Origin of the sequence: Proteus genomosp. 6 (genome assembly GCF_040139785.1) — a bacterium.
Lineage (GTDB): Bacteria > Pseudomonadota > Gammaproteobacteria > Enterobacterales > Enterobacteriaceae > Proteus.
The window spans coordinates 49049-73230 of record NZ_JBEEVJ010000007.1; the positions used below are offsets into that span (position 1 = coordinate 49049).

Sequence of the window (24182 nt, forward strand, 5' to 3'; positions counted from 1 at the left end):
TAAGGAAGTAACTATGGTTCAATCAATGACTGATGCTTTTCATGCCTTACCTTCAGCAAGTGCTATCTATATTACAGGTGCAGGCATTCAGTACCCTTTTGGTATGGCGCACGGATTTGCCGATGAAAGTACCCAGAAAAAATTAACTGTAGATACACCTTTTCGAATCGCTAGTAATACAAAAACCTTTCTCGCAGCCGCTTTTTTACGTTTATGGGAACAAGATGCTCTATCCCTTGATGATGATATAACTAAATATTTAAGTGCTCATTATCAACAGACATTATTAGAGCTAGGGTATGATCTTAAAGCCATTACACTACGCCATTTATTAAGCCATAGCAGTGGTTTATTCGATCATGCAAATGAAGCTTATCTTGAAGATGTGATTAAAGATCCCTCTCATAAATGGACACGAGAAGAACAAATAGCGCGCTATGCTCAACAAGGCTTTCCCATTATTCCAGCTGGAAAACGCTTCATTTATTCAGATACAGGATACATCTTGTTAGGTGATATCCTCTCTCAGTTTATGAGAAAAAATATGGCCACCAGCGTTCGTGAATTATTGCATTTCCAAGACTTAGATTTACCACAAACGTGGTGGGAAGATTTAGAACTACAACCTAAGCATCCTAAAGCGCGTGCTAGACAGTTTACAGGTGAGCACGAAGGTACTCATATTGATGCTTCAATGGATGCTTTTGGCGGTGGCGGGCTTGTGATGACAACCCTTGAGTTAGCTAAATTTACAGCTGACCTCTTCGAAGATAGAGTTTACTTGCATCCATCAACCTTAAAAGAGATGAAATGGCAAGGATCACATACAGGTGCTGCAAATTATCGTTTAGGTTTAATGGCCGAAGAAACTGACCTAGGCACACTTTACTATCATCTTGGTTATTGGGGGTCAGTAGCTTATTACTTACCTGAAAAACAAATTGCTATTGCCGGTTTTACAACCCAAAAAAATAACCGTGAAGATCTGATAACCATTGTTAAAGAAGCATTTAAACGCCTTTAAAATCAAAAATCAAAAATCAAAAATCAAAAAGCCAAAAATGTATCAATAACACTTTTGGCTTTTTGTTTATTTTACGGCTGATAAATTTCTAATATCAGCCTATCTCTGTTTTATTACGGTTTCTTCGTCGGTGTTGTGGCTACCGCTGGAGTTGTTACAGCCGGAGTTTCAACTGCTTTATTTGGTGTAGTATTAGTTGCAACAGGCGCAGGTGTATTTGCCGTTTCTGGATGAACTTGCTTTTCAAATTGAATACGCAATTCACCTAAATTTACCGTTGGTGTTTCACCACTTTGCGTTAATACAAAAGTAATATCTTCAGATAAAACTCTTGAAAGCTCCTGATTTAATGTCTCTTTTGTTAAACCAGCTAAAAATGCTTGGCGTAAACGCTGATATTGTTCAGGTGGAATATCAATAATATTGCTTTGTTGTGATAACAGACGCTGATTAATTAAAATTGCCGTACTGGTTTTTGCATAACGGGCAAACAACTGAGTTAATTGAAGTTGTTTTTCTTGTTGAAGCTCTTGGTATAGTTCATCACTAATACCTTGATTACGTAAACGACCTAACTCTTCTCCCACCCATGATGCTAATGCAGGAATATGAGCCGTTGCGGTATCAATATTTAAAGAACAACTTGCACGCTGATATTGTACCCGGCAATCAATGTTAATTTGAGTACTGTCGTTTTCCTTACGTTGTTCAAGGCTACGACCCAAATGCACAAAAATGACTTCACGAGCTAAATCACTTAACCAATATTTATTTAATGTGTCAGAGTCTTTTACTGGCGACCAGTCTAAATCCCAAATTAAAGCAATTTGGTCTTTTGCACGCATAGGCTCTTGCACATATAACGTTTCAGGTTTCATATCGGCAAGAACAGGCACTGGAACAGGTGTTACACGCTTTCCTGATAGAGTTGAAAATGCCTGATTAATACTTTCAGTCAATACTCGATTATCAACATTACCTGCAACATAAAGTGTCATCATATCTGGGGTATACCAACGTTGTTGGTAATCTGACAGCTCTTTAGTATTTACAGATTGATTAACCGGTTTTCCTGGATTGTGGCCTTTTAGATTTGAGCCTTCAAGGCGTGTGCGCCAAATAGGATCTTCAATATTGAGAGGAAATGTTGCAATAGGAAGCGGTGATTGAACCGCATTACGAACCGCATCTTCGGTATATTCAGCAGGTTTAGCAATACCTGCTAATAATGCAAAAGCATCCTTTAATAGCTCAGGCTGGTTGTTCGGTAAACTTAGATTATAAACAGTAAAATCGTATGAAACGATCATTGGAGGTAACGGATAGTCAGGATCTAACGCATTTTTCCATAGATTATCGCGTTTCTCTGGCGTTAAGCCTGTATTTTCCAAAACGTTGAGTTTGGACACTAAGGATGAAAAACCCGTTTCACTGCTTTTTTCTGATAAAGAACCTGTATTGACTAATAAACGGATCTGTATTCTATCATTTGGGCGTTGCGGTGTTTGTAAGATTTGCCACTGAAAACCATTTGCTAGTCGCCCTTCTTGCCAAGCCGGATCAGGCTGCAAAGCTTCCGCTTGAACTTGGCAAATAACAGCGCCGAACATAACGCTTCCCAATAAAATTCGTGTCATTACACCCTGCATGTGAACCTCTGTTGTATTAATCCTTGGTATTAAACCACTTATGAGGTTTAACAATAAGTGCCAAAAGACATGTTAGATGTTGGATGTCTATTTTTTGTATTATCATCTTTATCACCACAGAAACATGAAATGAAATCACTATAGTGATTAGACTCATTATGGCGTAAGAAGGTTCAGACCTTCGGCAATTTTTGATCAGATTTTTGATGATTATATCCTTTAACCAGCAAACCAATCTCATCATCACAATGTGATTTTGGACAAGATAACGCTGAAACTTGGCTATCTTTATTGAGGGTGACGGCGATTTGGCGTAAAGGTTTTACAACAATACGATTAATACACCAGCTAATAGCAACCGTCAGAATAAGCCCCATCAACAGATATGTTGTTAGCATCAAGGCAACAGTATTACTGGCAAAACGATAAAAACGATTTGTGTCAGCCTGTAAAATGAGATGACCACTATAGGACTTATCATCTGTTGAAGTAATACCTAATGGCTGTAAAGGAATAACAGCTTCAACGGGAATACCAAAAAGCCAACTTGAGAATTCAGAGACTTCTTTCTTAGGTGCGAAATCTAAACTCATCACTTGTACATTTTCGGGTTGCATGACAATCGCTTTACCTAAAATACCCGTCGCTTTTAGTGTAACAATCTGTTGTTTAGCATCGTTCAAATCTGATCGTAACAATGCATCAGCGAGTGGTTGCTGGATACTTACACCAGCATTAAAAAGCTGATTTTGATAATCTTCACGGCGTTGTTCTATCAAATAAACAAGTTGAATACTGATAAAAATAGCAATAGTCACCAACGTAACGCCCGCAACAGCGGCCATCTGTTTTATTGTTAATGAATGTTTAAGATGAGGTTTCATCGTTGCTATTTCCAATATACATGTCTGATCAGAGCGATTATACTGTATTTTTGTGATTATGTATCACTCTCAATAAAGAAAATAGCGTTATAAAAAGCGCTTATCCATTAAAATGAAAGTAGATAAATATATAACTATTATTATTTGAGTATAGTTATAAGATAAAAATAGTAAAATAAAAATTAAATATTATTTTTTCTTGGTTATCTACAATAAATCTACTTTATTTTAATAAAAAGATACAATTCACTAAAAAATATAAAATTAAATGCCATTAAAACCTTAACTTCAAGTTAAAGTGCAATGCTAACCGCAGTATATTTCTTAGTAAAAAATATTATTTTCCTTTAATATCATTGAAGTTTATATTTTAAAAAACTCATATAAATATAATATTTGATATCTATAAAATCATTATTAGATTATTTAGTTAAGATTAATTAAATATTATTAATAAAAAAATAAGAACAATATAAATCAGTATATTGTTCTTATTTTATGAGATAAATTTATTTTATTTAAACTATCGCGTTATCTTGCTCCACCGCAAAACAAGCAATAAGCTGACCATTATACTCTTTTAATGTTGGCTGTAATTGACTACATGGCCCAAATGCACGACGGCAACGAGCAGCGAAAGCACAACCCGGTGGCGGATTTAATGGGCTCGGTAATTCTCCCGTTAATTTAATACGCTCTCGTCTTAATTCAGGCGTCAATCTTGGTGTGGCTGATAATAATGCCTGTGTATAAGGATGTTGTGGATTTTCAAAAATTTGAGCTTTTGTTCCTTTTTCTACACAACGCCCTAAATACATTACAATAACTTCATCTGCAATATGCTCAACAACCGAGAGATCATGAGAAATAAAAACATAAGAGAGCCCCATATCTTGTTGTAGATCCATCATCAAATTCAGTACTTGGGCACGAACGGATACATCCAGCGCAGAAACAGGCTCATCGGCTACCACAATGTCTGGATCAAGCATCAAGCCTCGTGCAATAGCAATACGCTGACGTTGACCACCAGAAAACATATGAGGATATCGGCTATAGTGCTCTGTTTTTAACCCCACTTTTGCCATCATTGATAATACTTTTTCTTTACGCTCAGAGGCATTCAGTGTTGTATTAATCAATAAAGGCTCTTCTAAAATTTGCCCTACTTTTTTACGCGGATTCAATGATCCATAAGGATTTTGAAACACAATTTGGATCTTTTGGCGACGTAGCTTCTCAGCCGATTTATCTTTAATTAACAGATTTTGCCCACGATAAGCAAGCTCGCCTGAAGTAGGAACCTCAATCATCGTGAGTAATCGACCTAATGTGGATTTACCGCATCCTGACTCACCAACAACAGCCAAAGTTTTACCACGTTCTAACTCAAAAGAGACACCATCAAGGGCTTTAACTGTTCTCTCTTTTGAAAAAAGCCCGCCTTTTACGCTGTAATACTTCGCTAAATTAACCGCTTTTAATAAAGGAGTTGATACATTTGGATTAACTTCAGCCATGGGTAGGTTCCCCTGCATTATCTAACGGTGTATGACACTTCACACGATGCGTTCCTAATTCTTTTAATTCAGGCTCAACCTTATAACATTCATCATGAGCATATGGGCAACGAGGATTGAGTAAGCAACCTGTTGGTCGATCATAGCGCCCTGGTACAACGCCCGGTAGCGATGCTAATCGCGCTTTATTACTCGCGAACTCAGGGAGTGCTCTTAATAATGCTTGAGTATAAGGATGACGAGGCGCTTTAAAAATTTCTGATGATTTTCCAGATTCCACCACTTGCCCCGCATACATCACAATAATGGTATCTGCGGCTTCTGCCACTAATGCAAGATCATGGGTAATCAACACTAGCGCCATATTTTCTTGTTTTTGTAAATCGAGCAAAAGCTCTATGATTTGAGCCTGAATAGTCACATCCAGTGCTGTGGTAGGTTCATCTGCAATCAATAATTTAGGGCGACAAGCGATCGCCATTGCGATCATCACACGCTGGCTCATTCCCCCTGAAAGCTGGTGTGGATAGACATCTAAACGAGAAGCAGGATCAGGAATACCCACCAGCGTTAAGAGATCGATAGCACGTTGTTTACGTGTTTTACGACTTCCTCCCTGATGGACTTTTAATGCTTCCATGATTTGATAGCCAACCGTAAAACAAGGATTCAAACTTGTCATCGGATCTTGGAAAATCATTGCAACCTCTGCACCCACCAAATTTCGTCGCTCTGATTCAGAGATTTTCATCAGATCTCTGCCATCAAAATAAAGCTCTTGTGCTGTCACTCGTCCTGGAAAATCAATAAGTCCCATAATTGCCAATGAACTGACTGATTTACCAGAGCCAGACTCACCGACAATACCCACAACTTGCCCTTCTTCAACCTGATAGCTTATTCGATCTACCGCTTTAAACGGAGTATCTTCATCACCAAAGTGAACAGATAATTGATTAATATTTAGTAATGCCATGTTCTTACTCCGTTACTGCTTTAATTTCGGATCAAGTGCATCTCGTAAACCATCACCCATTAAGTTAAAGGCTAATACGGTAAACAAAATAGCAAGACCAGGAAACGTCACAACCCACCACGCACTCTGTGTAAACTGCAATACATCAGATAACATGGTTCCCCATTCAGGTGTCGGTGGCTGCGCGCCCATTCCTAAAAAGCCTAATGCTGCCATATCTAAGATGGCATTAGAAAAACCTAAAGAGGCTTGAACAATTAAAGGGGCAAGACAGTTAGGTAAGATATTGATAAACATTTGACGCATTGAGCCCGCCCCCGCAACACGAGAAGCAATAACGTAATCGCGGTTAACTTCAATTAAAACAGCGGCTCGCGTTAATCGAACATAGTGAGGTAAAGCAACAAAGGTCAGTGCGATAGAAGCATTAACAATAGAAGGACCAAAAATAGCTACCAACACTAATGCCAATAATAAACTTGGTAATGCCAACATGATATCGACGACACGCATAATGCCGATATCTACAAGACCACCGAAATAACCCGCGGCCAATCCTAGAATAATTCCTAAGATAAGTGATAGCACGACAACAATACAGCCCACCAATAATGAAAGTCGAGCACCAAACATTAAGCGAGAAAGAATATCGCGACCAACATCATCAGTACCGAGAATAAATTGCCAGCTTCCCCCTTCTTGCCAAACAGGAGGCACTAATAAGAAATCACGAAATTGCTCATTAGGGGCATGAGGTGCAAGAAAGCCCGCCAGTAATGCAATAAGCAACATAATTACAATATAGATTAACCCAACAACAGCACCTTTATTTTGTTTAAAGTAGTGCCAAAATTCTTGGAAGGGCGTCATGGGAGCCGGTGCACTGATGACCGGTGTTACTTTATTTTCAGTCATTATGCATTCCTTATTTTTTATGGCGAATACGAGGATTCACAATGCCATAAAGAACATCAACCAACAGATTGACAAAGATAATCATCGTTGCAATTAAAAGCACACCACCTTGAACAACTGGGTAATCGCGTCGCTGTAAGGCATCAATCAACCAGCGTCCTAATCCCGGCCATGAGAAAATAGTTTCTGTTAAAATTGCACCAGCCAGCATTGTTCCAACTTGTAATCCAATAACGGTGACAACAGGCAACATCGCATTGCGTAATGCGTGGATAAGAATGACGCGAGCACGGCTCAAACCTTTTGCTCTAGCAGTACGAATATAATCTTCGCCTAATACTTCAAGCATCGAAGAACGCGTCATACGCACGATAACAGCTAAAGTAATGGTTCCTAATACAATAGCAGGTAAAATGATGTGGTGAACTGCATCTAAGAAATCCCCTTCCTCCCCCCAAATAAAGGTATCAATCAGCATAAATCCAGTGAGTGGGTTGCTGTCATCTAAAAAGACACTATCAGCCAAGCGCCCAGAGACTGGGGTTAGGTCTAATTTTACAGACACTAGCATGATTAACATGATCCCCCACCAGAAAATTGGCATGGAGTAACCCGCTAATGACACACTAATCGCGGTGTGATCAAAAATAGAACCACGTTTTACCGCAGCCAAAACACCAACAGGGATCCCAACTGAAACCGCAAAAATCATGGCGCAAACGCCAAGTTCTAAAGTAGCTTTAAAGCGAGGTAAAAATTCATCCCATACAGGAATGCGGCTTTTTAATGAGATACCTAAATCACCGTGGAGAATACCATTTAGATAATTGAGATATTGTTGCCATAAAGGCTTATCCAGTCCCAATTCAGCCATTAAATAAGCATGTCGTTCTGGAGAAAGTCCACGCTCACCCGCCATAATCATTACCGGATCACCGGGAATAAGATGAACGAAAATAAACGTCAGTAATGTAATTCCGATAAACGTAGGGATCACAAGTCCCAAACGTTGAAGGATAAATTGCAGCATATCCTAATTCTCTTTTCAAACATCAGCTAAAAGATAGCGCTGATAAATCAGGGGAAAGTCCCCTGCGCCCACAGTGTACTGAATGTATTCGTTATTATTGAATAGCGGTGCCTTTCATAAAGAAAGACACCGTACTTAAGACAACCCAACGATTAGGTATTGCTATTATTTAAGAGAGACATTCTCGAAGTGATGTTTACCTAATGGGTCAACCACGTAGTTTTCTACTTTTTTACTCACAGGCTCATAAACAGTCGAGTGAGCAATAATCAGAGCAGGCGCTTGATCATGCATAACAACTTGAGCTTGTTTGTAGAGTTCAACACGTTTTTCGTGATCGGCGGCTACTCGTGCAGGCTGGATCAGATCTTCAAATGGCTTATAGCACCATTTTGAATAGTTCGATCCTTGCTCTTTTGCCGCACAACTAAATAGCGTAGCGAAGAAGTTATCAGGGTCCCCGTTATCACCAGTCCAACCCATCATGACTGCTTGGTGTTCGCCAGATTTAGCGCGCTTGAGATATTCGCCCCACTCGTAACTTACAATTTTGGTTTTAACGCCAATTTTTTCCCAATCCGCTTGTACCATTTCAGCCATACGGCGGGCATTTGGGTTATAAGGACGCTGTACTGGCATTGCCCATAAATCGATAGTAAAACCATCTGCAAGACCAGCTTCTTTTAGCAATGCTTTCGCTTTTTCAGGGTTATATTCGTAATCAACGATGTCATCGTTATAACCCCACATTGTAGGAGGGATGAGGTTTTTCGCCTTCTGACCTGCACCTTGATAAACCGCTTCAATAATGGCGTCTTTATTCACCGCCATACTTAATGCTTGGCGAACTTTTTGGTTATCCAATGGTTTTTTCTCAACGTTAAAAGAGATATAACCCACGTTTAAGCCTGGTTGTTCTAATAGATTGATATCGCTATTTTGTTTCATCTTCGCAATATCAGCAGGATTTGGGAAAGGCATTGCCTGACACTCACCTTTTTGCAGTTTTGCATATCGTACAGAGGCATCAGGTGTGATAGAGAAGACTAAACGGTCAATATCTGGTTTTTTACCCCAATATTGGTCATTGGCTTTATAAAGAATACGAGAATCTTTTTGATATTGCTGTAATTGAAAAGGCCCTGTACCGATAGGATCTAGATCCACTTTCTCAGGTGTACCTGCTTTCATCATATTATCCGCATATTCAGCAGATAATATGGATGCAAAGTCCATTGCCATATCAGCAATAAAAGGTGCTTCTGAACGAGTTAAAACAAAACGAACGGTATGATCATCAACTTTCTCGATTTTCTCGATCATGTTGTTCATATCCATGCCGGAGAAGTATTCATAACTTCCGCCAGAGACTTTATGGTAAGGATGTTTTGGATCCATTTGACGCATAAACGTGTACATCACGTCATCCGCATTAAATTCACGCGTTGGCTTAAAGGTTTTACTACTATGCCAATTCACGCCTTTACGTAAATGAAAGGTATACACTTTGCCATCATCGCTTACATCCCAGCTTTCAGCTAAGCCCGGAATAATTTCTGTTGTACCCAGTTTAAATTCAACTAAACGGTCATAGATAGGCACTGAACTTGCGTCATAGGTTGTTCCAGAGGTAAATAACTGAGGGTTAAATCCTTCAGGCGAACCTTCAGAGCAATACACCAATGTTTTGGCCTGCACACCCGCAGAAACAGCTAATGCGAGCAATCCAATTGTAGCGGTCAAAATTCCTGTCTGTTTTTTGGAGCTTTTCATCATTACTCTCCGAAATTGTTCTGTTGTGTTTTGGTTTCCTGTTTAAAAACGGAATACCTTTTTATTTTGTCATTGTTCAATTAACCAACTGTATTCCCTTACGTCAATAAGGTGTTAGAAGGTAAAAAGAACCTGTTATAAACACAAATGAAACAAATATCGAACAAACTCAGAATAAAAAAATAAGTCTCTGACTAATATCTAGTCAATAAAACCACACATTAAGAAATCCTTAAGTGAAATGACTATTTTAAAAAAAGCCATAATTTGTGATTAACCGCTTAAATATTGAACGAATATTTTGAAATGAAACAAAGAACTTGGTGCTTTATTCTGTTATGGAAGAAAAATAATCACCTTGCTAGACGATCCTGATTTTAGTTTTAATCAGGCAAATAGAGTGAAAAGTATCAATTTTTGGCTCTTAACAAACCACTTAACTAGATAAGCCGATTAGATTCAGTCTGTTATTAATGATTTTCATGCTTTTATAGTGAAAAATTTATGTTCGTTCAACATTCTCAGACGTTCCATCCTCAATAAAAAGAGAGTTGAACGAAAAACTGAGAGGTTTCTTTAGATTATTAATAGGGCTTTTATAAAATCATTTAAGGATAAAACAACTTTATTGAGCTGGATAAATCCAAAGCTATTTCTAGCCAATATTTCTCTTAATTTGGAAAATATTTCCACGGTTCTCTGCTTCTGAGTAGAATGCGTGTTTGGAATGCAAGATAGAGATGAGATAGAAGTGAGATGATCGAGAGAAAACACCATTTATGGCGAAATCAAAAATAAGAGCAAGGTATTTTGGTAAGACTAAAACGACAAAACCCCGCTTTAAAAGCGGGGTTTCTTAATATGGTCGGCGAGAGAGGATTCGAACCTCCGACCCACTGGTCCCAAACCAGTTGCGCTACCAGGCTGCGCTACTCGCCGAAAACGAGGTGCATCTTACTGCCAGAAACCCACTCCGTCAATACTTTTTTAGTATCTCCTGACTGTTTGTATGGTTTTCAACCAAAACGGTTGATTTTTAACTTTTTTATCATAAAAACGAGGTGAGTTTTAGCTTTATTGTAACAAGCTCACCTTTCTTTCCTCGTTTTACTATGGCTTTCTTTACGTTGTCCATAAAACATGAAAAAAAATAACAAATTTATTCTTAATTATTGTCGTCTAATTAGTGTGCTTTTTATATAATTACCTTATGTCAAATAAGGTAGGTAGTTTAGAGAATGAAACAATGTTGGTGGGGTGTCGCACTACTTTTATTGTCAACCACACTTCCAGCTCAAGCATCTACAGCTCATGCTTGCCGAGTGTACTTTAAAGAAGCGGATAAATTTATTCAGTACATTTCTCAAAGAGAAGATCTAAAACATAATATACCGGAGATTAAGGCTAACTTCGAGCAAAGCAAAAAGCAGATAATGACAGCGCCTTTGGCAAACCAAAAAGTAATATGTGACAAGGAAATGCAAGAGCTTAATAGTTTGAATAAGATGTTTGGCCCTAAAGAAGAAACAGTGCTAAATAAATAATTAAATAAACAGATAATGACTAAATATAACTACTTATTTATTATTTAGTCATTAACTTGATATTAATTCTTATTTTCATGACTATTATTCACAGTTGTGCTTTCCAATCTTTTTATGCGCTCTTTAGGTGAATTATCACTTTTATCATCACCCTGAGTATAATAATCATAAGGTAATAATAAAGTATCTAATACGGCACTAAAAGGGAGATCGAGAATAACCAATGGTTTCATTGCCCATCCAGTTTCATCATCTTTTAGCATTGTCATGTTATTTTTTGTCCCTGAATAAAGTTCTTTATTCGGGCCTGCATGAGTCATAACACTTGAGCAACCTGTCAGTAATGTCGTCAAAAATGTGACTAATGTTAAATTTTTACTTGTCATTCTGAATATCATAGGGCACCTATAAAACGAGATTTGTAGTCAACGCTTTTTATCATATAGTTAAACCTGTTTTCTCTTATAGGACAAGAGAAAGATGATATAAAAAAGCTTAATTTTTCAGTCATTAAATAAATAATTCTAGTATAAGAAAGTTTCACTTTATCCAATAAAAAAAAGCATAATAATATTATTAATTATTATGTTTCGATGATATTAAAATTCAACCTTCATTATTTTAAATAAATACTTTCACTCTATATTTATCTTTCTTGTTTTTTTGATCTCTATATATGTTGAATCTGTGCGATAAGACACAGCGACTTTCATCGTTTTTTGCCAAAATAGGTTTATCGTTTTAGCTCAAATTTTCTCATTTTTGTTTTTGGGTACAGGATCTTTTTTATGAGTGATATTGCATTAACAATGGTGATGTTGTCATTAGCAGGCGCTCTAGGTCTTTGGATTGGCAATATCAAAATTTATCGGGTCAGCCTAGGGATAGGTGGTGTTCTTTTCGGTGGAATTATTATTGGCCACTTTGCTCAACACTATAACTTATCTCTTAATGCACAGACCCTTCATTTTATTCAAGAATTTGGGCTTATTCTTTTCGTTTATACTATTGGTATCCAAGTCGGCCCTGGTTTTTTTTCCTCACTACGTGTTTCGGGCTTAAAACTAAACGCCTTTGCCATATTAATTATTCTTCTTGGCTCAATCATAACCGCGTCTATTTATCGTCTATTTGACGTTCCTTTGCCTATTATTTTGGGTATTTTCTCGGGCGCTGTTACCAACACCCCTTCTTTAGGTGCAGGACAACAAATACTGACAGATCTACATGTTGACCCAACATCTGTGGGGCAAATGGGGATGGGCTATGCCATGGCTTATCCTATGGGGATCTGTGGCATTCTGCTAGTAATGTGGCTTATTCGTGTGTTCTTTAAAATCAACATTGATGAAGAAGCAAAAGCTTTTAGCAACCAACAACACAGCACTAAAGATGCACTACATACCATTAATATTGCGATTAAAAACCCCAATTTAGATGGCTTATTAATGCAAGATATTCCTCTGCTCAATGAAGACGCCATCGTCTGCTCCCGTTTAAAGCGTGGAGATAACATTATGGTACCTATGCCATCAACGATTATTCAGTTGGGAGATTTACTGCATATTGTGGGTTCAAAAGAAGATCTCAATAAAGTACGCCTAGTACTTGGTGAAGAGGTCGATGCTTCACTTTCAACATCAACAAATTTACTGCAATCAGTGCGGGTCGTTGTAACGAATGATTCTGTACTCAGTAAGCGTTTAAAAGATCTGGATCTGAAAAGAAAATACGATGTTGTAGTGACTCGATTGAACCGCGCAGGTATCGAACTTATTCCAAGCAATAATAGTATGTTGCAATTCGGGGATATTCTTAATGTCGTTGGACGTCCTGAATCTATTGAAGCTATTACAGTCCTGTTAGGTAACGCTCGTCAGAAATTAGAACAAGTTCAAATGCTCCCTGTCTTTATTGGTATCGGCTTAGGGGTTTTACTTGGCTCTATTCCTATTTTTATTCCCGGCATTCCTGTGGCGCTTAAACTGGGATTAGCTGGTGGTCCCCTTGTTGTTGCCTTAATTTTAGGGCGTATTGGTACATTTGGTAAGCTCTATTGGTTTATGCCTCCAAGTGCAAACTTGGCATTGCGAGAACTGGGTATTGTCATGTTTCTTGCGGTGGTAGGGCTAAACTCTGGCGGTGAATTTGTTGAAACGTTAATTAATGGTCAAGGCTTGAGTTGGATTGGCTACGGTATTTTGATTACGTTATTACCGTTATTAATTGTTGGTGTGCTCGCCAGAGTCTTCTTTAAGCTTAATTATTTAAGTCTCTGCGGAATGTTAGCAGGCTCAATGACCGATCCCCCTGCATTAGCCTTCGCAAACTCAATTCATAGCTCAAGTGGAGCTGCCGCGCTTTCCTATGCCACAGTTTACCCTTTAGCCATGTTTTTACGCATCATAACACCACAATTGATGGCACTTATCATATGGACTTTGTAGTAAAAATAATAAATATATTAAATAGTTGAGCCAAGTTTGTTATCAAAATCCACATTTAGCTTAGCAGAGGGATAATTAAGGCAATGAATGGCTCTTATTTAAGCCATAGATTTTATAAATATCTGTTTTAATAGTTCTCGTGCTAAGAAATTTAGATTGAGACGGATTGCTAAATTTTTAGTAATCAATTTCTTTCCGTCAAACTTATGCTCAAAAGTCCTCGTTATTGTCTTTGCCCCTTCTTCTCGCTGAAGGGGCATTTTTATTAGATATTCACTGGCTGATAGATATTCTCGATTTCTTCAGCCAGAATTTTTATTCCTTTCTCAATCAATTCAGGCTCAGGTACGTAATTCATTCGCATACATTGATGAGCGTGATCCCATGAATCTTCTAATCCCGGAAAGAAGTAATGTCCCGGCACCATTAATACGCCACGTTTTTTCAAACGACGATAAAGCTCTTCACAAGAAACAGGTAAGTCTTTAAACCAAAGCCATAAAAAGATTGCACCTTCAGGCTTATGAATAAGACAACGTTCTTCAGGTAAATAGCGGCGAATAATATGAATAGTTTCAAGTACTCGTTGATGATAGAAAGGCCCTATCACGTCTTGGGATAACCGCATTAAATCATCGCGTTTTAGCATTTCTAATGCCATTGCAGGCCCAATTCCACCGGGTGCGAGGCTAATAATGCCGTTAACATTTGTAATGGCTGAAATCAGCTCTTCACTGGCAATAATAATGCCACAACGCGCTCCTGGTAAGCCTAACTTAGATAGACTCATACAAAGGATAGTGTTGTCATTCCAACGAGGTGTTGCTTGAGTAAAAATAATACCTGGAAAAGGAACACCATAAGCATTATCTATAATCAGAGGGATATTGTGCCGTTTAGCTAAAGCCTCTAGCTTTTCAACTTCGTCATCTGTAATAACATTACCCGTTGGGTTTGTTGGTCTCGAAACACAAATAGCCGCAATATCATCACTGATTTCAAGATGAGCAAAATCAACATGATATTTAAATTGCCCATTCGGCAACATTTCTATTGTTGGCTTATTCGCAACAAACAGATCTTCCTCTAATCCAGAATCAGTATAACCAATGTATTCAGGGGCGATTGGGAAAAGAATTTTACGTTTTTTCCCATCCTTGGTTGTGCCACCTAATAAATTAAACAGATAGAAAAAAGCACTTTGGCTACCATTAGTTAGTGCAATATTTTTCGCCGAAATATTCCAGCCTAGCTTCTCTTTTAAACATGCCGCCAGCGCTTGTAACATGGCATCTTTACCTTGCGGGCCATCATAGTTACAAACCGCATCACTTAATGAGCCATTTTCTGTCATCTCTTTAAGTAATTGACGAAAATAATTATCCATTTCAGGAATATGAGCAGGATTTCCCCCCCCGAGCATCACTGCGCCAGGTGTGCGAATACCTTCATTTAAGTCTTGCATCAAGCGAGCAATGCCTGAATGCTGGGCAAACTTTTGCCCAAATTGTGATAGTTGAGTCATCTTTGCAGGTATCTTCTATGTTGTTTTCTCGTTAAGAAACACCATACCGCGAGCTTTAATCTGCATCAATAGTTATAATCAAAATCATAAAACAACAATATTAATACAGATGAAAATATTGAAATATAAATCCAATTACATCTCAAATTAAAGATAACTCAACTCATATTTTACTTTTTATTGGTGTTTTTATTCTCTTCTTGGCGACAAAAACAAGAGAGAATATGGTCATTTACCATACCAACGGCTTGCATAAAAGCGTAGCAAGTTGTTGTGCCAACAAATTTGAAGCCTTTTTTCTTTAAGGCTTTAGCCATTTTATCTGAGATGTCAGTTGATGCGGGTACCTGAGAAATATCGTTCCACTGATTAATAATGGGTTTATTATCAATAAATTGCCAAATAAACTGACTAAAGTCTTCACCTTGTTCTTCCATTGCCATAAAAATACGTGCGTTGTTAATAATGGCGTTAATTTTTCCTTGATGACGAATAATTGCGGGATTTTGTAATAAGGTCTCAACATCCTTATCTGTCATTTTGGCAATTTTTTCAGGCGAAAAATCAAAAAAACAACGACGAAAACCTTCTCTTTTCTTAAGCACGGTATACCAAGATAGCCCTGCTTGTTGACCTTCAAGGCAGATCATTTCAAAAAGCTTGTACTTATCTCGTTCAGGTTTACCCCATTCTTCGTCATGATATGCCAAATATTCAGGATCACTGGTTACCCAATCGCAACGCCGCTTATTCATTTTTTCATTCCTTGTTACCAATAACTTTTAATAGTACCATTTTATATACTGTATAAATATACATGTAAATAGGTGAAAAAAAATTCAATCTAATTCTTTGAGCATAGTCATAAACTCAATTAAGGGATTATTTTTTTGATCGAGGGAAAATTGCCCGCATTCCTTGCTGTATATCTTTCGTCTAGAAGGTATACTGAAACCTTTCTTTTTATTCTATGTATCGCCATGCGGATATAACATGCAAAAGTTTGATACCAAAACCTTTCAAGGTCTTATCCTGACACTGCAGGATTACTGGGCTCGCCAGGGCTGTACCATTGTCCAACCATTAGATATGGAAGTGGGCGCAGGCACATCGCACCCAATGACTTGTTTACGAGCATTAGGTCCAGAGCCTATCGCTGCGGCTTATGTACAGCCTTCTCGTCGTCCAACAGATGGACGTTACGGTGAAAACCCTAACCGCTTACAGCACTATTACCAATTCCAAGTTATCATTAAGCCATCACCTGATAATATTCAGGAACTTTATCTTGGCTCATTAAGAGAATTAGGTTTAGACCCAACAATTCATGATATTCGTTTTGTTGAAGATAACTGGGAAAACCCAACTTTAGGTGCTTGGGGCTTAGGCTGGGAAGTTTGGCTCAACGGCATGGAAGTGACGCAGTTTACCTATTTCCAACAAGTTGGTGGATTAGAGTGCAAACCTGTTACGGGTGAAATCACTTACGGTTTAGAACGTCTTGCCATGTATATTCAAGGTGTTGATAGCGTTTATGACTTAGTTTGGTGTGATGGCCCATTAGGTAAAACCACCTATGGTGATATCTATCATCAAAACGAAGTTGAGCAATCAACCTATAACTTTGAATACGCAGACGTAGACTTCCTGTTCTCTTGCTTTGAGCAATATGAAAAAGAAGCTCGTGAGTTGTTAGAGTTAGAAAAACCTCTGCCTTTACCTGCCTATGAACGTATTTTAAAAGCAGGACACACCTTTAACCTATTGGATGCACGTAAAGCTATCTCTGTGACAGAGCGCCAGCGTTATATTTTACGTATCCGTACTTTAACCAAAGCAGTTGCTGAAGCATATTATGCTTCTCGTGAAGCGCTTGGTTTCCCTATGTGTAAAAAGTAAGAGGCTATCATGACAACTGAGACTTTCCTCGTGGAAATCGGCACAGAAGAATTACCGCCGAAAGCGCTTCGTTCTTTAGCCGAATCTTTTGCTGCTAATTTTACTGCTGAACTGGATAACGCAAATATCACTCATGGTGATGTATCTTGGTTTGCAGCTCCTCGCCGTTTAGCCATTAAAGTGGCCAATATGGCAAAATCACAAGCAGATAGAACCATTGAAAAACGTGGTCCTGCGATTGCTCAAGCATTTGATGCTGATGGTAAACCAACAAAAGCAGCTGAAGGTTGGGCAAGAGGTAATGGCATTACTGTTGATCAAGCAGAGCGCTTATCAACAGATAAAGGCGAATGGTTATTTTATCGTGCAGAAGTAAAAGGTGAAGCAGTCAACCAATTACTGATTGGCATGGTAAGCAATGCGTTATCAAAATTACCAATTCCAAAATTAATGCGCTGGGGCGATAAAGAAACTCACTTTGTACGCCCTGTTCATACTGTCACCTTATTATTAGGTGATACTGTTATTGATGGTGAAATTTTAGGTATCCAAAGCGATCGCGTTATTCGTGGTCACCGCTTTATGGGTGAAGCTGAATTCACTATTGATAATGCGGATCAATATCCTGAAATTCTGTATGAGCGCGGAAAAGTGATTGCTGATTACGAAACGCGTAAATCAATTATTCTTCATGACGCTCGCCTTGCGGCTGAAAAACTTGGCGGTATTGCAGATTTAAGCGATAGCTTAGTCGAAGAAGTCACTTCATTGGTTGAATGGCCGGTTGTGTTAACAGCAAAATTTGAGGAAAAATTCCTTGAAGTTCCTGCTGAAGCACTGGTTTATACCATGAAAGGTGACCAAAAATACTTCCCTGTTTATGACAAACAAGGTGGATTATTACCAAACTTTATTTTCGTCACTAATATTGAATCTTCTGATCCACAGCAGATCATTAGCGGTAACGAAAAAGTGGTACGTCCTCGCTTAGCTGATGCCGAGTTCTTCTTTAAAACTGACCGTAAACAACGTTTAGAAGATAACTTACCACGCCTTGAAACCGTATTATTCCAAAAAGATTTAGGCACACTGCGTGATAAAACTGACCGTATTCAAGCATTAGCTGGCTTTATTGCGGGCAAAATGGGTGCTGATGTTAATAAAGCAACCCGTGCAGGTTTACTGTCAAAATGTGACTTAATGACCAATATGGTGTTCGAATTCACAGATACCCAAGGTGTTATGGGTATGCATTATGCGCGTCATGATGGTGAAGCCGAAGAAGTCGCAGTTGCATTGAAAGAACAATATCAGCCTCGTTTCGCGGGTGATAAATTACCTTCTAATCCTGTTGCTAGCGCCCTCGCTATTGCAGAAAAGATGGATACACTTGCGGGTATTTTCGGTATTGGTCAACATCCTAAAGGGGATAAAGACCCATTTGCTCTACGTCGTGCATCACTGGGTGTTTTACGTATTATCGTTGAGCAAGATTTACCGTTAGATATTGAAGAGCTGACTCAAGAAGCGGTTCGCCTTTACGGTGACAAACTGACTAATAAAAATGTGGTCAGTGATGTGGTCGAATTTATGTTAGGTCGTTTCCGTTCTTGGTATCAAGAACTGGGTTACAGCATTGACACTATTCAAGCTGTATTGGCACGTCGTCCAACACAGCCAGCTGACTTCAATGCTCGCGTTAAAGCAGTAACTTATTTCCGCACATTAGAGGAAGCCTCTGCATTAGCAGAAGCCAATAAACGTGTTTCCAATATCTTAGCTAAATCAGCTGATGTAAAACTAAATGACACCGTTTTAGCTTCCGTCTTAAAAGCACCAGAAGAAGTTCAATTAGCGGCTAATCTTTCTGTATTACAAGATAAATTGGCACCTTTATTTGCAGAACGCCAATATCAAGAAGCATTAGTTGAACTGGCCTCATTACGTGATGTGGTCAATAACTTCTTTGATAAAGTCATGGTAATGGATGAAGACGAGGCTGTTCGTATCAACCGTTTAACCATGTTAAGTCAATTGCGTGAACTGTTCTTAAAAGTCGCAGATATTTCTGTTTTACAATAAGTTGTAAAGCTCAGAAAGTGTAAACCGGCATTGTGAAAACAATGCCGGCTTTTTTATCAAATATCATTATTTTTACTTGAGTTATCTTTGAGCGGATGATGAACAAGCTCCATAATTCTTATCGATTCTCTATCAATGATATTCACAATAGTATGTAATAAATCATCGATATCTTCCGCATGAAAAGATTCCATTTCAGTTTCTATTTCAATAGGAAAACCATTAATTTTACTAAAACTATAACCAAATAGTATAAATCCAAACTCATCACTTACATTTACTTTATCGATATAAATAAGCCTTTCACTATTAATAAATTTAGGGCAATAATGATGATTATCTTTAAATAATATTTTAATTTTATTATTAGTGATCATTTCTAGTTTTTCGATAACTATGCTTATTTTATTTTCTATTTGTTTTTTTATATCAATGATAGATGATGCTCTATCCAATGAAGCCTTTATCTTTTCAAAAAAATTATTTTCATCGTTCATGTGAAATCCTACAAAATATTGGATAATGATCAAATTTTTTAAAGAAAATATCATCAAGGCAGTGATTGTCATCATTGAGTATCCGATAAAAATCAATCTGCTCGAGATCTAACTTAAAACAATCTTCTTTTCCATATAAAAATGATGAAGAGAAGATCATTTGATCAAAAACATACCATCGACTCATTGAAGCTGAATTATAATAATACGTACCTAAATTATTTGTTTTCTTATCAGACAAAAGATACCAAAATGGATTAAATAATAACTCTCTTTTCTTTTTTATTATGTGGTAATCTCTCGTTGCATATAATGTATTAATCATCGAATCAGAATAAGGCTCTGTATTATAATCTCCCATACAAATAATTTGAGCATCTTTTCCTTGGTTTTCAAATAGCTTATCAATACTATTCCTCAACTCTTGGGCGGCTATACGCCTGATTTTATCATCAGCACTAAGTACTGATGGCCAGTGAGATAAAAAGAATGTGATTATTTTTTGATTTTCAATCTCTTTAAATACAACACTTACACCTACTCTTATTGTTCTATTATCAGGTTGAAGCTTAGTTAAAAATTTACTTGAGATAAACTCTAATTTACTCATCTTATACATTATAGATATATCAATAAATATACGCCCTATTCTTCCTGATAAATCAATGTATTCCATATTTAATTCACAAGCTAATTGTTTAAAATCTAGGTTTTCTTTTTTAGAAATCTCACAAAGTGCAACTATATCCAGTGCTCTTTTTTTTATCATTTTTCCAAGGTATTGTTTTGCTAATCCAATATCTTCTATATTTATTTTCTTACTTGATCTTATTGGTGGAGATAATCCCATATTCCACCAGCATAAATTCAATTCCATTTTATATATCATTCCATTAATAATAAATTACTTTTAAATATTACTAGTTATTATCTCACTAAAGTTTATTAACTTAGCACAATAAATAAAAATAGGAAAAACAATAAAATAAATCAAAACAAATAAATATTTTAATTCATGTTTAAATTATTAGTTTTTTATTAAATACGAAGGTATCTTATTATTTAAGATACCTTCTCAATATATTGTAAAGTTTTACAACCCAGTCTCTACTGTAAATATCTGACGATAACCATCAACATCACGCATAAATGCAATATATTGGTCATTTGGAGAGAATACGACAGCATCACTACTCGGTGCTTGTGCTGTTTTTTCTGTTAATCGAGTTAACTCACCCGTTTTCGCATTACATAGCATCACGCTATTATCACAAATAAAAGTGAGATATTGTCCGTTACTATTCCACGTAAAGGCAGACTGAATATCCCATGGTTGTGAGGTGATTTGTTTCACTTCCTTGGTACTTGGCGAAACAGTATATAACTGCACAATACCGTTATCATCTTTCATTAAAAAAGCAATCGCATCGCCTTGTGGCGAGCTTCTTAACCAGTGACGAGGCTGATTTAAAACACCTGCATATTTTCTATTTGCGGTATTTGTTAGGCGAACTTGGTAAATATCTTTAGCCACTGCTGGCATTGTTGTGTCGGTTCCTGCTAGTGGTTTATCACCTTCAATACTAAAAGCATGATTATCATCGGGTAAATCCACTAAGAAAATATCAGAAACTTTATCACCATTTTCACTCACGGTATCGCCGATAAATGCAATAGCCCAACGTTGTTGTGAACCATCCGCTTTTGTATAACCTTGAGTACCAATCCAACACTCTTCATAAGCTTTATTAATTTCGTCGCTTCCCTTTTGTGGATGCGCCACGGTTTGGCTTATCACTGTACAGAAGTATTCACCATCATATTCACGAGGGTGTTTCTTAATGACGTTAACCGCTTTGAGAGGCACAGCGACAGCTACATTACGTTGATCATATTCACTACCAAGTTCATGCATAATATGATCATTGTAAGTAAAACTTAAACGAGTGCCATCAGGGCTAAAAACATGAACATGCGTACCGCCACGCAATGCACCCGCTTGATAAGGTGAAGTCAATGAACACGCATCAATATTAAATGCACGATTATTTTCTGACTCATCAACAATCACACCACGACGATGATGGAAGTCATAATGCCATTCATTATCTGGATTTTCTGGCCCATGAATAAAGGCATAACGTACGGGCTCTGTTGGGCTTACTGTCGCAACCCCTGCATGTGCCCCTTGTGTTGCTGTGTAAATGATCTGTTGCTGTTTTGTTTTCGCATGAATTTTTTCTATGGTTAGACCTGTAAAAGATCCCCCATTGGGACGTACATCATAGGCTAACCACTGGCTATCTGGCGTCCAAACATTTATATTAGTTAGCTGATGGTGACGGCTATCAAACGTAATCTGGTGTTCCTGAAAAGACATATTTATCCTTATCGGGAAATAAATTTCCACATTATAAAAACTAATTAATTTTACCTGGCACTAAAAAAATTCAGTCGAGACTTTTTCGCAAGGTAATTATTCTATCCTCACTAAATAGTCAGAAAATTAGAAAATCATGTTACTTAGTGTTCTCTATATTATTGGTATTACAGCAGAAGCCATGACGGGTGCACTCGCTGCTGGTCGTCGTAAAATGGATGTTTTTGGCGTAATTATTATCGCCTCTGCAACTGCCATTGGTGGTGGATCTGTCAGAGACATTCTACTCGGCCATTACCCGCTGGGTTGGGTAAAACACCCCGAATATATCGTCACTGTTGCATGTGCTGCTGTTATCACCATGTGGGTTGCACCTATGATGAAACACTTACAGCGACTCTTTCTTATCTTAGATGCCATTGGCCTAATGGTTTTCTCTATTATCGGCGCACAAATCGCACTCGATATGGACTATGGCCCAATTATTGCTGCTATTGCTGCGGTGATTACGGGTGCTTTTGGTGGTGTATTAAGAGATATGCTTTGTAATACCATTCCTCTGGTTTTCCAAAAAGAGATTTATGCCGGTATCGCTTTTGGTGCTGCGTGGCTTTATATGGGATTACTGTTTTATACACCGTTACCAAGAGACGTCATTATCATCATTACCCTAATTGCTGGGTTAACAGCTCGACTTCTCGCTATTCGTTATAAATTGGGCTTACCTGTCTTTAATTACGAGAATCAAGATTAACGAATCGCTGTTTTAACGACAGCGGTTCTTTTTGATTCTGTGGGGTATCTCAAAATATAATCTCTTTTCGCTATTGTGATAAAAGGTAATTCCTATCACTGAGCCTTTAATTGTATGTTAATATTGACATAGTTTAATTTTTCTCTTGTTTCTATATTAAGAAAATAGAATGTAATAAGAAAAAAATGGCTCTGTATTAAACATGGGCACTGTATGTCATTCATTGTATGTGTATACTATATGGGGGATTTGCTCCCTAAACATGTATTTATACTTAATTCTCCAGTCAAATTCAGAAAGTCATCATGATCCAAGGAACACTTTATATTGTTTCCGCTCCAAGCGGTGCGGGTAAATCAAGTCTTATTCAAGCGCTGTTAAAAACACAGCCTTTATATGACACGCAGGTTTCTGTCTCTCATACAACCCGCCCAATGCGACCGGGAGAGAGCCATGGTGAACATTACTTCTTTGTTACTGAAGAAGAATTTAAAAGCATGATAGACAGCGGGGATTTCCTCGAACATGCTTGTGTTTTTGGTAATTATTACGGAACTTCCGGCAAAGTTATCAAAGAAATCTTAGCCAGTGGTGTCGATGTCTTTTTAGATATTGACTGGCAAGGCGCACAGCAAGTGCGTAAAGCGATGCCTGAAGCTCGCAGTATTTTTATTCTGCCACCGTCAAAAGAAGAGCTTTACCGCCGACTTCGTGGACGTGGGCAAGATAGCGAAGAAGTGATTACAAAACGTATGTCACAAGCTGTATCGGAAATGGAACATTTTAATGAGTATGATTATTTGCTGATTAATGATGATTTCAATACCGCGCTTGCTGATTTACAATCAATTATTCGTTCAGAAAAATTACGCCTTGATCGTCAAACGCTACGACATGGTGATTTAATCAGCAAATTATTGGCAGACTGAGTTAACTTTCAGTATTATGCCCAGTCATTTCGTTAATGGTGGAGTAACACAAATATGGCACGCGTAACCGTTCAAGACGCTGTAGAGAAAATTGGTAACCGTTTTGACCTCGTTCTGGTCGCAGCACGTCGTGCGCGTCAGTTACAAGTTGGCGCTAAAGATCCTTTAGTTCCAGAAGAAAATGATAAAATGACTGTTGTCGCGCTACGTGAAATCGAAGAAGGCCTGATTAACGGTAAAATTCTTGATGCTCGTGAACGTCAAGAGCAGCAAGAGCAAGAAGCAGCAGAATTACAAGCTGTTTCAGCGATTGCGGAAGGTCGTCGTTAATCGTTTTATAAAATAGGGGTAGGT

At 37.9% G+C, this 24182-nt stretch carries 21 protein-coding genes and 1 tRNA gene; 8 read left to right on the plus strand and 14 right to left on the minus strand.

The window, feature by feature from the left end; genetic code table 11:
• Window positions 1-13: 13 nt before the first annotated feature.
• Entirely contained in the window at window positions 14-1024 is a 1011-nt protein-coding gene (locus ABN212_RS10485; protein WP_198620058.1) for a serine hydrolase domain-containing protein, read from the plus strand.
• Between the two features lie 113 nt (window positions 1025-1137).
• Here the strand turns inward: ABN212_RS10485 and ABN212_RS10490 are convergent, their stop codons facing one another.
• The 8 genes from ABN212_RS10490 to ABN212_RS10525 form a co-directional block, all read right to left on the minus strand.
• Window positions 1138-2673, minus strand: coding sequence for an insulinase family protein (locus tag ABN212_RS10490; protein WP_232799436.1), 1536 nt, complete (start codon window positions 2671-2673; stop codon window positions 1138-1140).
• Window positions 2674-2846: 173 nt separating this feature from the next.
• Window positions 2847-3557 carry a HAMP domain-containing protein gene (locus ABN212_RS10495; RefSeq protein WP_198620059.1) on the minus strand — a complete coding sequence of 237 codons (711 nt, stop codon included), beginning with the start codon at window positions 3555-3557 and terminating at the stop codon, window positions 2847-2849.
• Between the two features lie 518 nt (window positions 3558-4075).
• Window positions 4076-5077: a dipeptide ABC transporter ATP-binding subunit DppF gene (gene dppF, locus ABN212_RS10500; protein ID WP_196534053.1), complete on the minus strand. Its 1002-nt coding sequence runs from the start codon at window positions 5075-5077 to the stop codon at window positions 4076-4078.
• Window positions 5070-6053, minus strand: a complete 984-nt coding sequence (gene dppD / locus ABN212_RS10505; protein WP_196534054.1) for a dipeptide ABC transporter ATP-binding protein — start codon at window positions 6051-6053, stop codon at window positions 5070-5072. Before dppD ends, dppF begins: the two co-directional genes overlap by 8 nt.
• Before the next feature lie 12 nt (window positions 6054-6065).
• Window positions 6066-6968, minus strand: coding sequence for a dipeptide ABC transporter permease DppC (gene dppC / locus ABN212_RS10510; protein WP_160230778.1), 903 nt, complete (start codon window positions 6966-6968; stop codon window positions 6066-6068).
• 10 nt (window positions 6969-6978) lie between these two features.
• Window positions 6979-7998 (minus strand): dipeptide ABC transporter permease DppB, encoded by a 1020-nt coding sequence (gene dppB, locus ABN212_RS10515; RefSeq protein WP_349443200.1) that lies wholly within the window; start codon window positions 7996-7998, stop codon window positions 6979-6981.
• A gap of 165 nt (window positions 7999-8163) precedes the next feature.
• Window positions 8164-9771 (minus strand): dipeptide ABC transporter periplasmic-binding protein DppA, encoded by a 1608-nt coding sequence (gene dppA, locus ABN212_RS10520; RefSeq protein ID WP_100159698.1) that lies wholly within the window; start codon window positions 9769-9771, stop codon window positions 8164-8166.
• 862 nt (window positions 9772-10633) lie between these two features.
• A tRNA-Pro gene (locus ABN212_RS10525) sits at window positions 10634-10710 on the minus strand.
• A gap of 299 nt (window positions 10711-11009) precedes the next feature.
• On the opposite strand from ABN212_RS10525, the gene ABN212_RS10530 reads away from it, so the two are divergent.
• Window positions 11010-11315, plus strand: a complete 306-nt coding sequence (locus ABN212_RS10530) for a DUF5339 family protein (protein WP_198620060.1) — start codon at window positions 11010-11012, stop codon at window positions 11313-11315.
• Window positions 11316-11377: 62 nt separating this feature from the next.
• Here the strand turns inward: ABN212_RS10530 and ABN212_RS10535 are convergent, their stop codons facing one another.
• Entirely contained in the window at window positions 11378-11701 is a 324-nt protein-coding gene (locus tag ABN212_RS10535; RefSeq protein WP_198630380.1) for a YceK/YidQ family lipoprotein, read from the minus strand.
• Between the two features lie 402 nt (window positions 11702-12103).
• Between ABN212_RS10535 and ABN212_RS10540 the strand changes: the two genes are divergently transcribed.
• A complete protein-coding gene (locus tag ABN212_RS10540; RefSeq protein ID WP_198620062.1) occupies window positions 12104-13762 on the plus strand; it encodes a putative transporter in 1659 nt (552 codons plus the stop codon).
• 265 nt (window positions 13763-14027) lie between these two features.
• On the opposite strand, the gene ABN212_RS10545 is transcribed toward ABN212_RS10540, so the two are convergent.
• Both ABN212_RS10545 and ABN212_RS10550 read right to left on the minus strand, forming a co-directional pair.
• Window positions 14028-15287 carry a valine--pyruvate transaminase gene (locus ABN212_RS10545; protein WP_109374327.1) on the minus strand — a complete coding sequence of 420 codons (1260 nt, stop codon included), beginning with the start codon at window positions 15285-15287 and terminating at the stop codon, window positions 14028-14030.
• A 170-nt stretch (window positions 15288-15457) separates the two neighbouring features.
• A complete protein-coding gene (locus ABN212_RS10550) occupies window positions 15458-16042 on the minus strand; it encodes a DNA-3-methyladenine glycosylase I (protein WP_198620064.1) in 585 nt (194 codons plus the stop codon).
• Window positions 16043-16280: 238 nt separating this feature from the next.
• On the opposite strand from ABN212_RS10550, the gene glyQ reads away from it, so the two are divergent.
• Together glyQ and glyS are read left to right on the plus strand one after the other, a co-directional pair.
• Window positions 16281-17186, plus strand: coding sequence for a glycine--tRNA ligase subunit alpha (gene glyQ / locus ABN212_RS10555; RefSeq protein WP_004246832.1), 906 nt, complete (start codon window positions 16281-16283; stop codon window positions 17184-17186).
• A 9-nt stretch (window positions 17187-17195) separates the two neighbouring features.
• A complete protein-coding gene (glyS, locus tag ABN212_RS10560) occupies window positions 17196-19268 on the plus strand; it encodes a glycine--tRNA ligase subunit beta (protein ID WP_349443201.1) in 2073 nt (690 codons plus the stop codon).
• A 56-nt stretch (window positions 19269-19324) separates the two neighbouring features.
• Here glyS and ABN212_RS10565 read toward each other — a convergent pair whose 3' ends face one another.
• The 3 genes from ABN212_RS10565 to ABN212_RS10575 form a co-directional block, all read right to left on the minus strand.
• A complete protein-coding gene (locus ABN212_RS10565) occupies window positions 19325-19765 on the minus strand; it encodes a hypothetical protein (RefSeq protein ID WP_349443202.1) in 441 nt (146 codons plus the stop codon).
• The gene (locus ABN212_RS10570; RefSeq protein WP_198620069.1) at window positions 19755-20642 is read right to left on the minus strand and encodes an endonuclease/exonuclease/phosphatase family protein; all 888 of its coding nucleotides are present in this window, start codon (window positions 20640-20642) and stop codon (window positions 19755-19757) included. The genes ABN212_RS10565 and ABN212_RS10570 overlap by 11 nt, the downstream gene beginning before the upstream one ends.
• 216 nt (window positions 20643-20858) lie before the next feature.
• Entirely contained in the window at window positions 20859-22145 is a 1287-nt protein-coding gene (locus ABN212_RS10575; protein ID WP_349443203.1) for a DUF3748 domain-containing protein, read from the minus strand.
• Between the two features lie 136 nt (window positions 22146-22281).
• Between ABN212_RS10575 and ABN212_RS10580 the strand changes: the two genes are divergently transcribed.
• The 3 genes from ABN212_RS10580 (at window position 22282) to rpoZ (ending at window position 24158) form a co-directional block, all read left to right on the plus strand.
• On the plus strand, window positions 22282-22899 hold the full coding sequence (locus ABN212_RS10580) for a trimeric intracellular cation channel family protein (RefSeq protein WP_088494339.1): 618 nt from the start codon (window positions 22282-22284) through the stop codon (window positions 22897-22899).
• A gap of 305 nt (window positions 22900-23204) precedes the next feature.
• Entirely contained in the window at window positions 23205-23828 is a 624-nt protein-coding gene (gene gmk / locus ABN212_RS10585; RefSeq protein WP_006534608.1) for a guanylate kinase, read from the plus strand.
• Window positions 23829-23882: 54 nt separating this feature from the next.
• Window positions 23883-24158: a DNA-directed RNA polymerase subunit omega gene (gene rpoZ, locus ABN212_RS10590; protein WP_006534607.1), complete on the plus strand. Its 276-nt coding sequence runs from the start codon at window positions 23883-23885 to the stop codon at window positions 24156-24158.
• The last annotated feature ends 24 nt before the right edge of the window (window positions 24159-24182 follow it).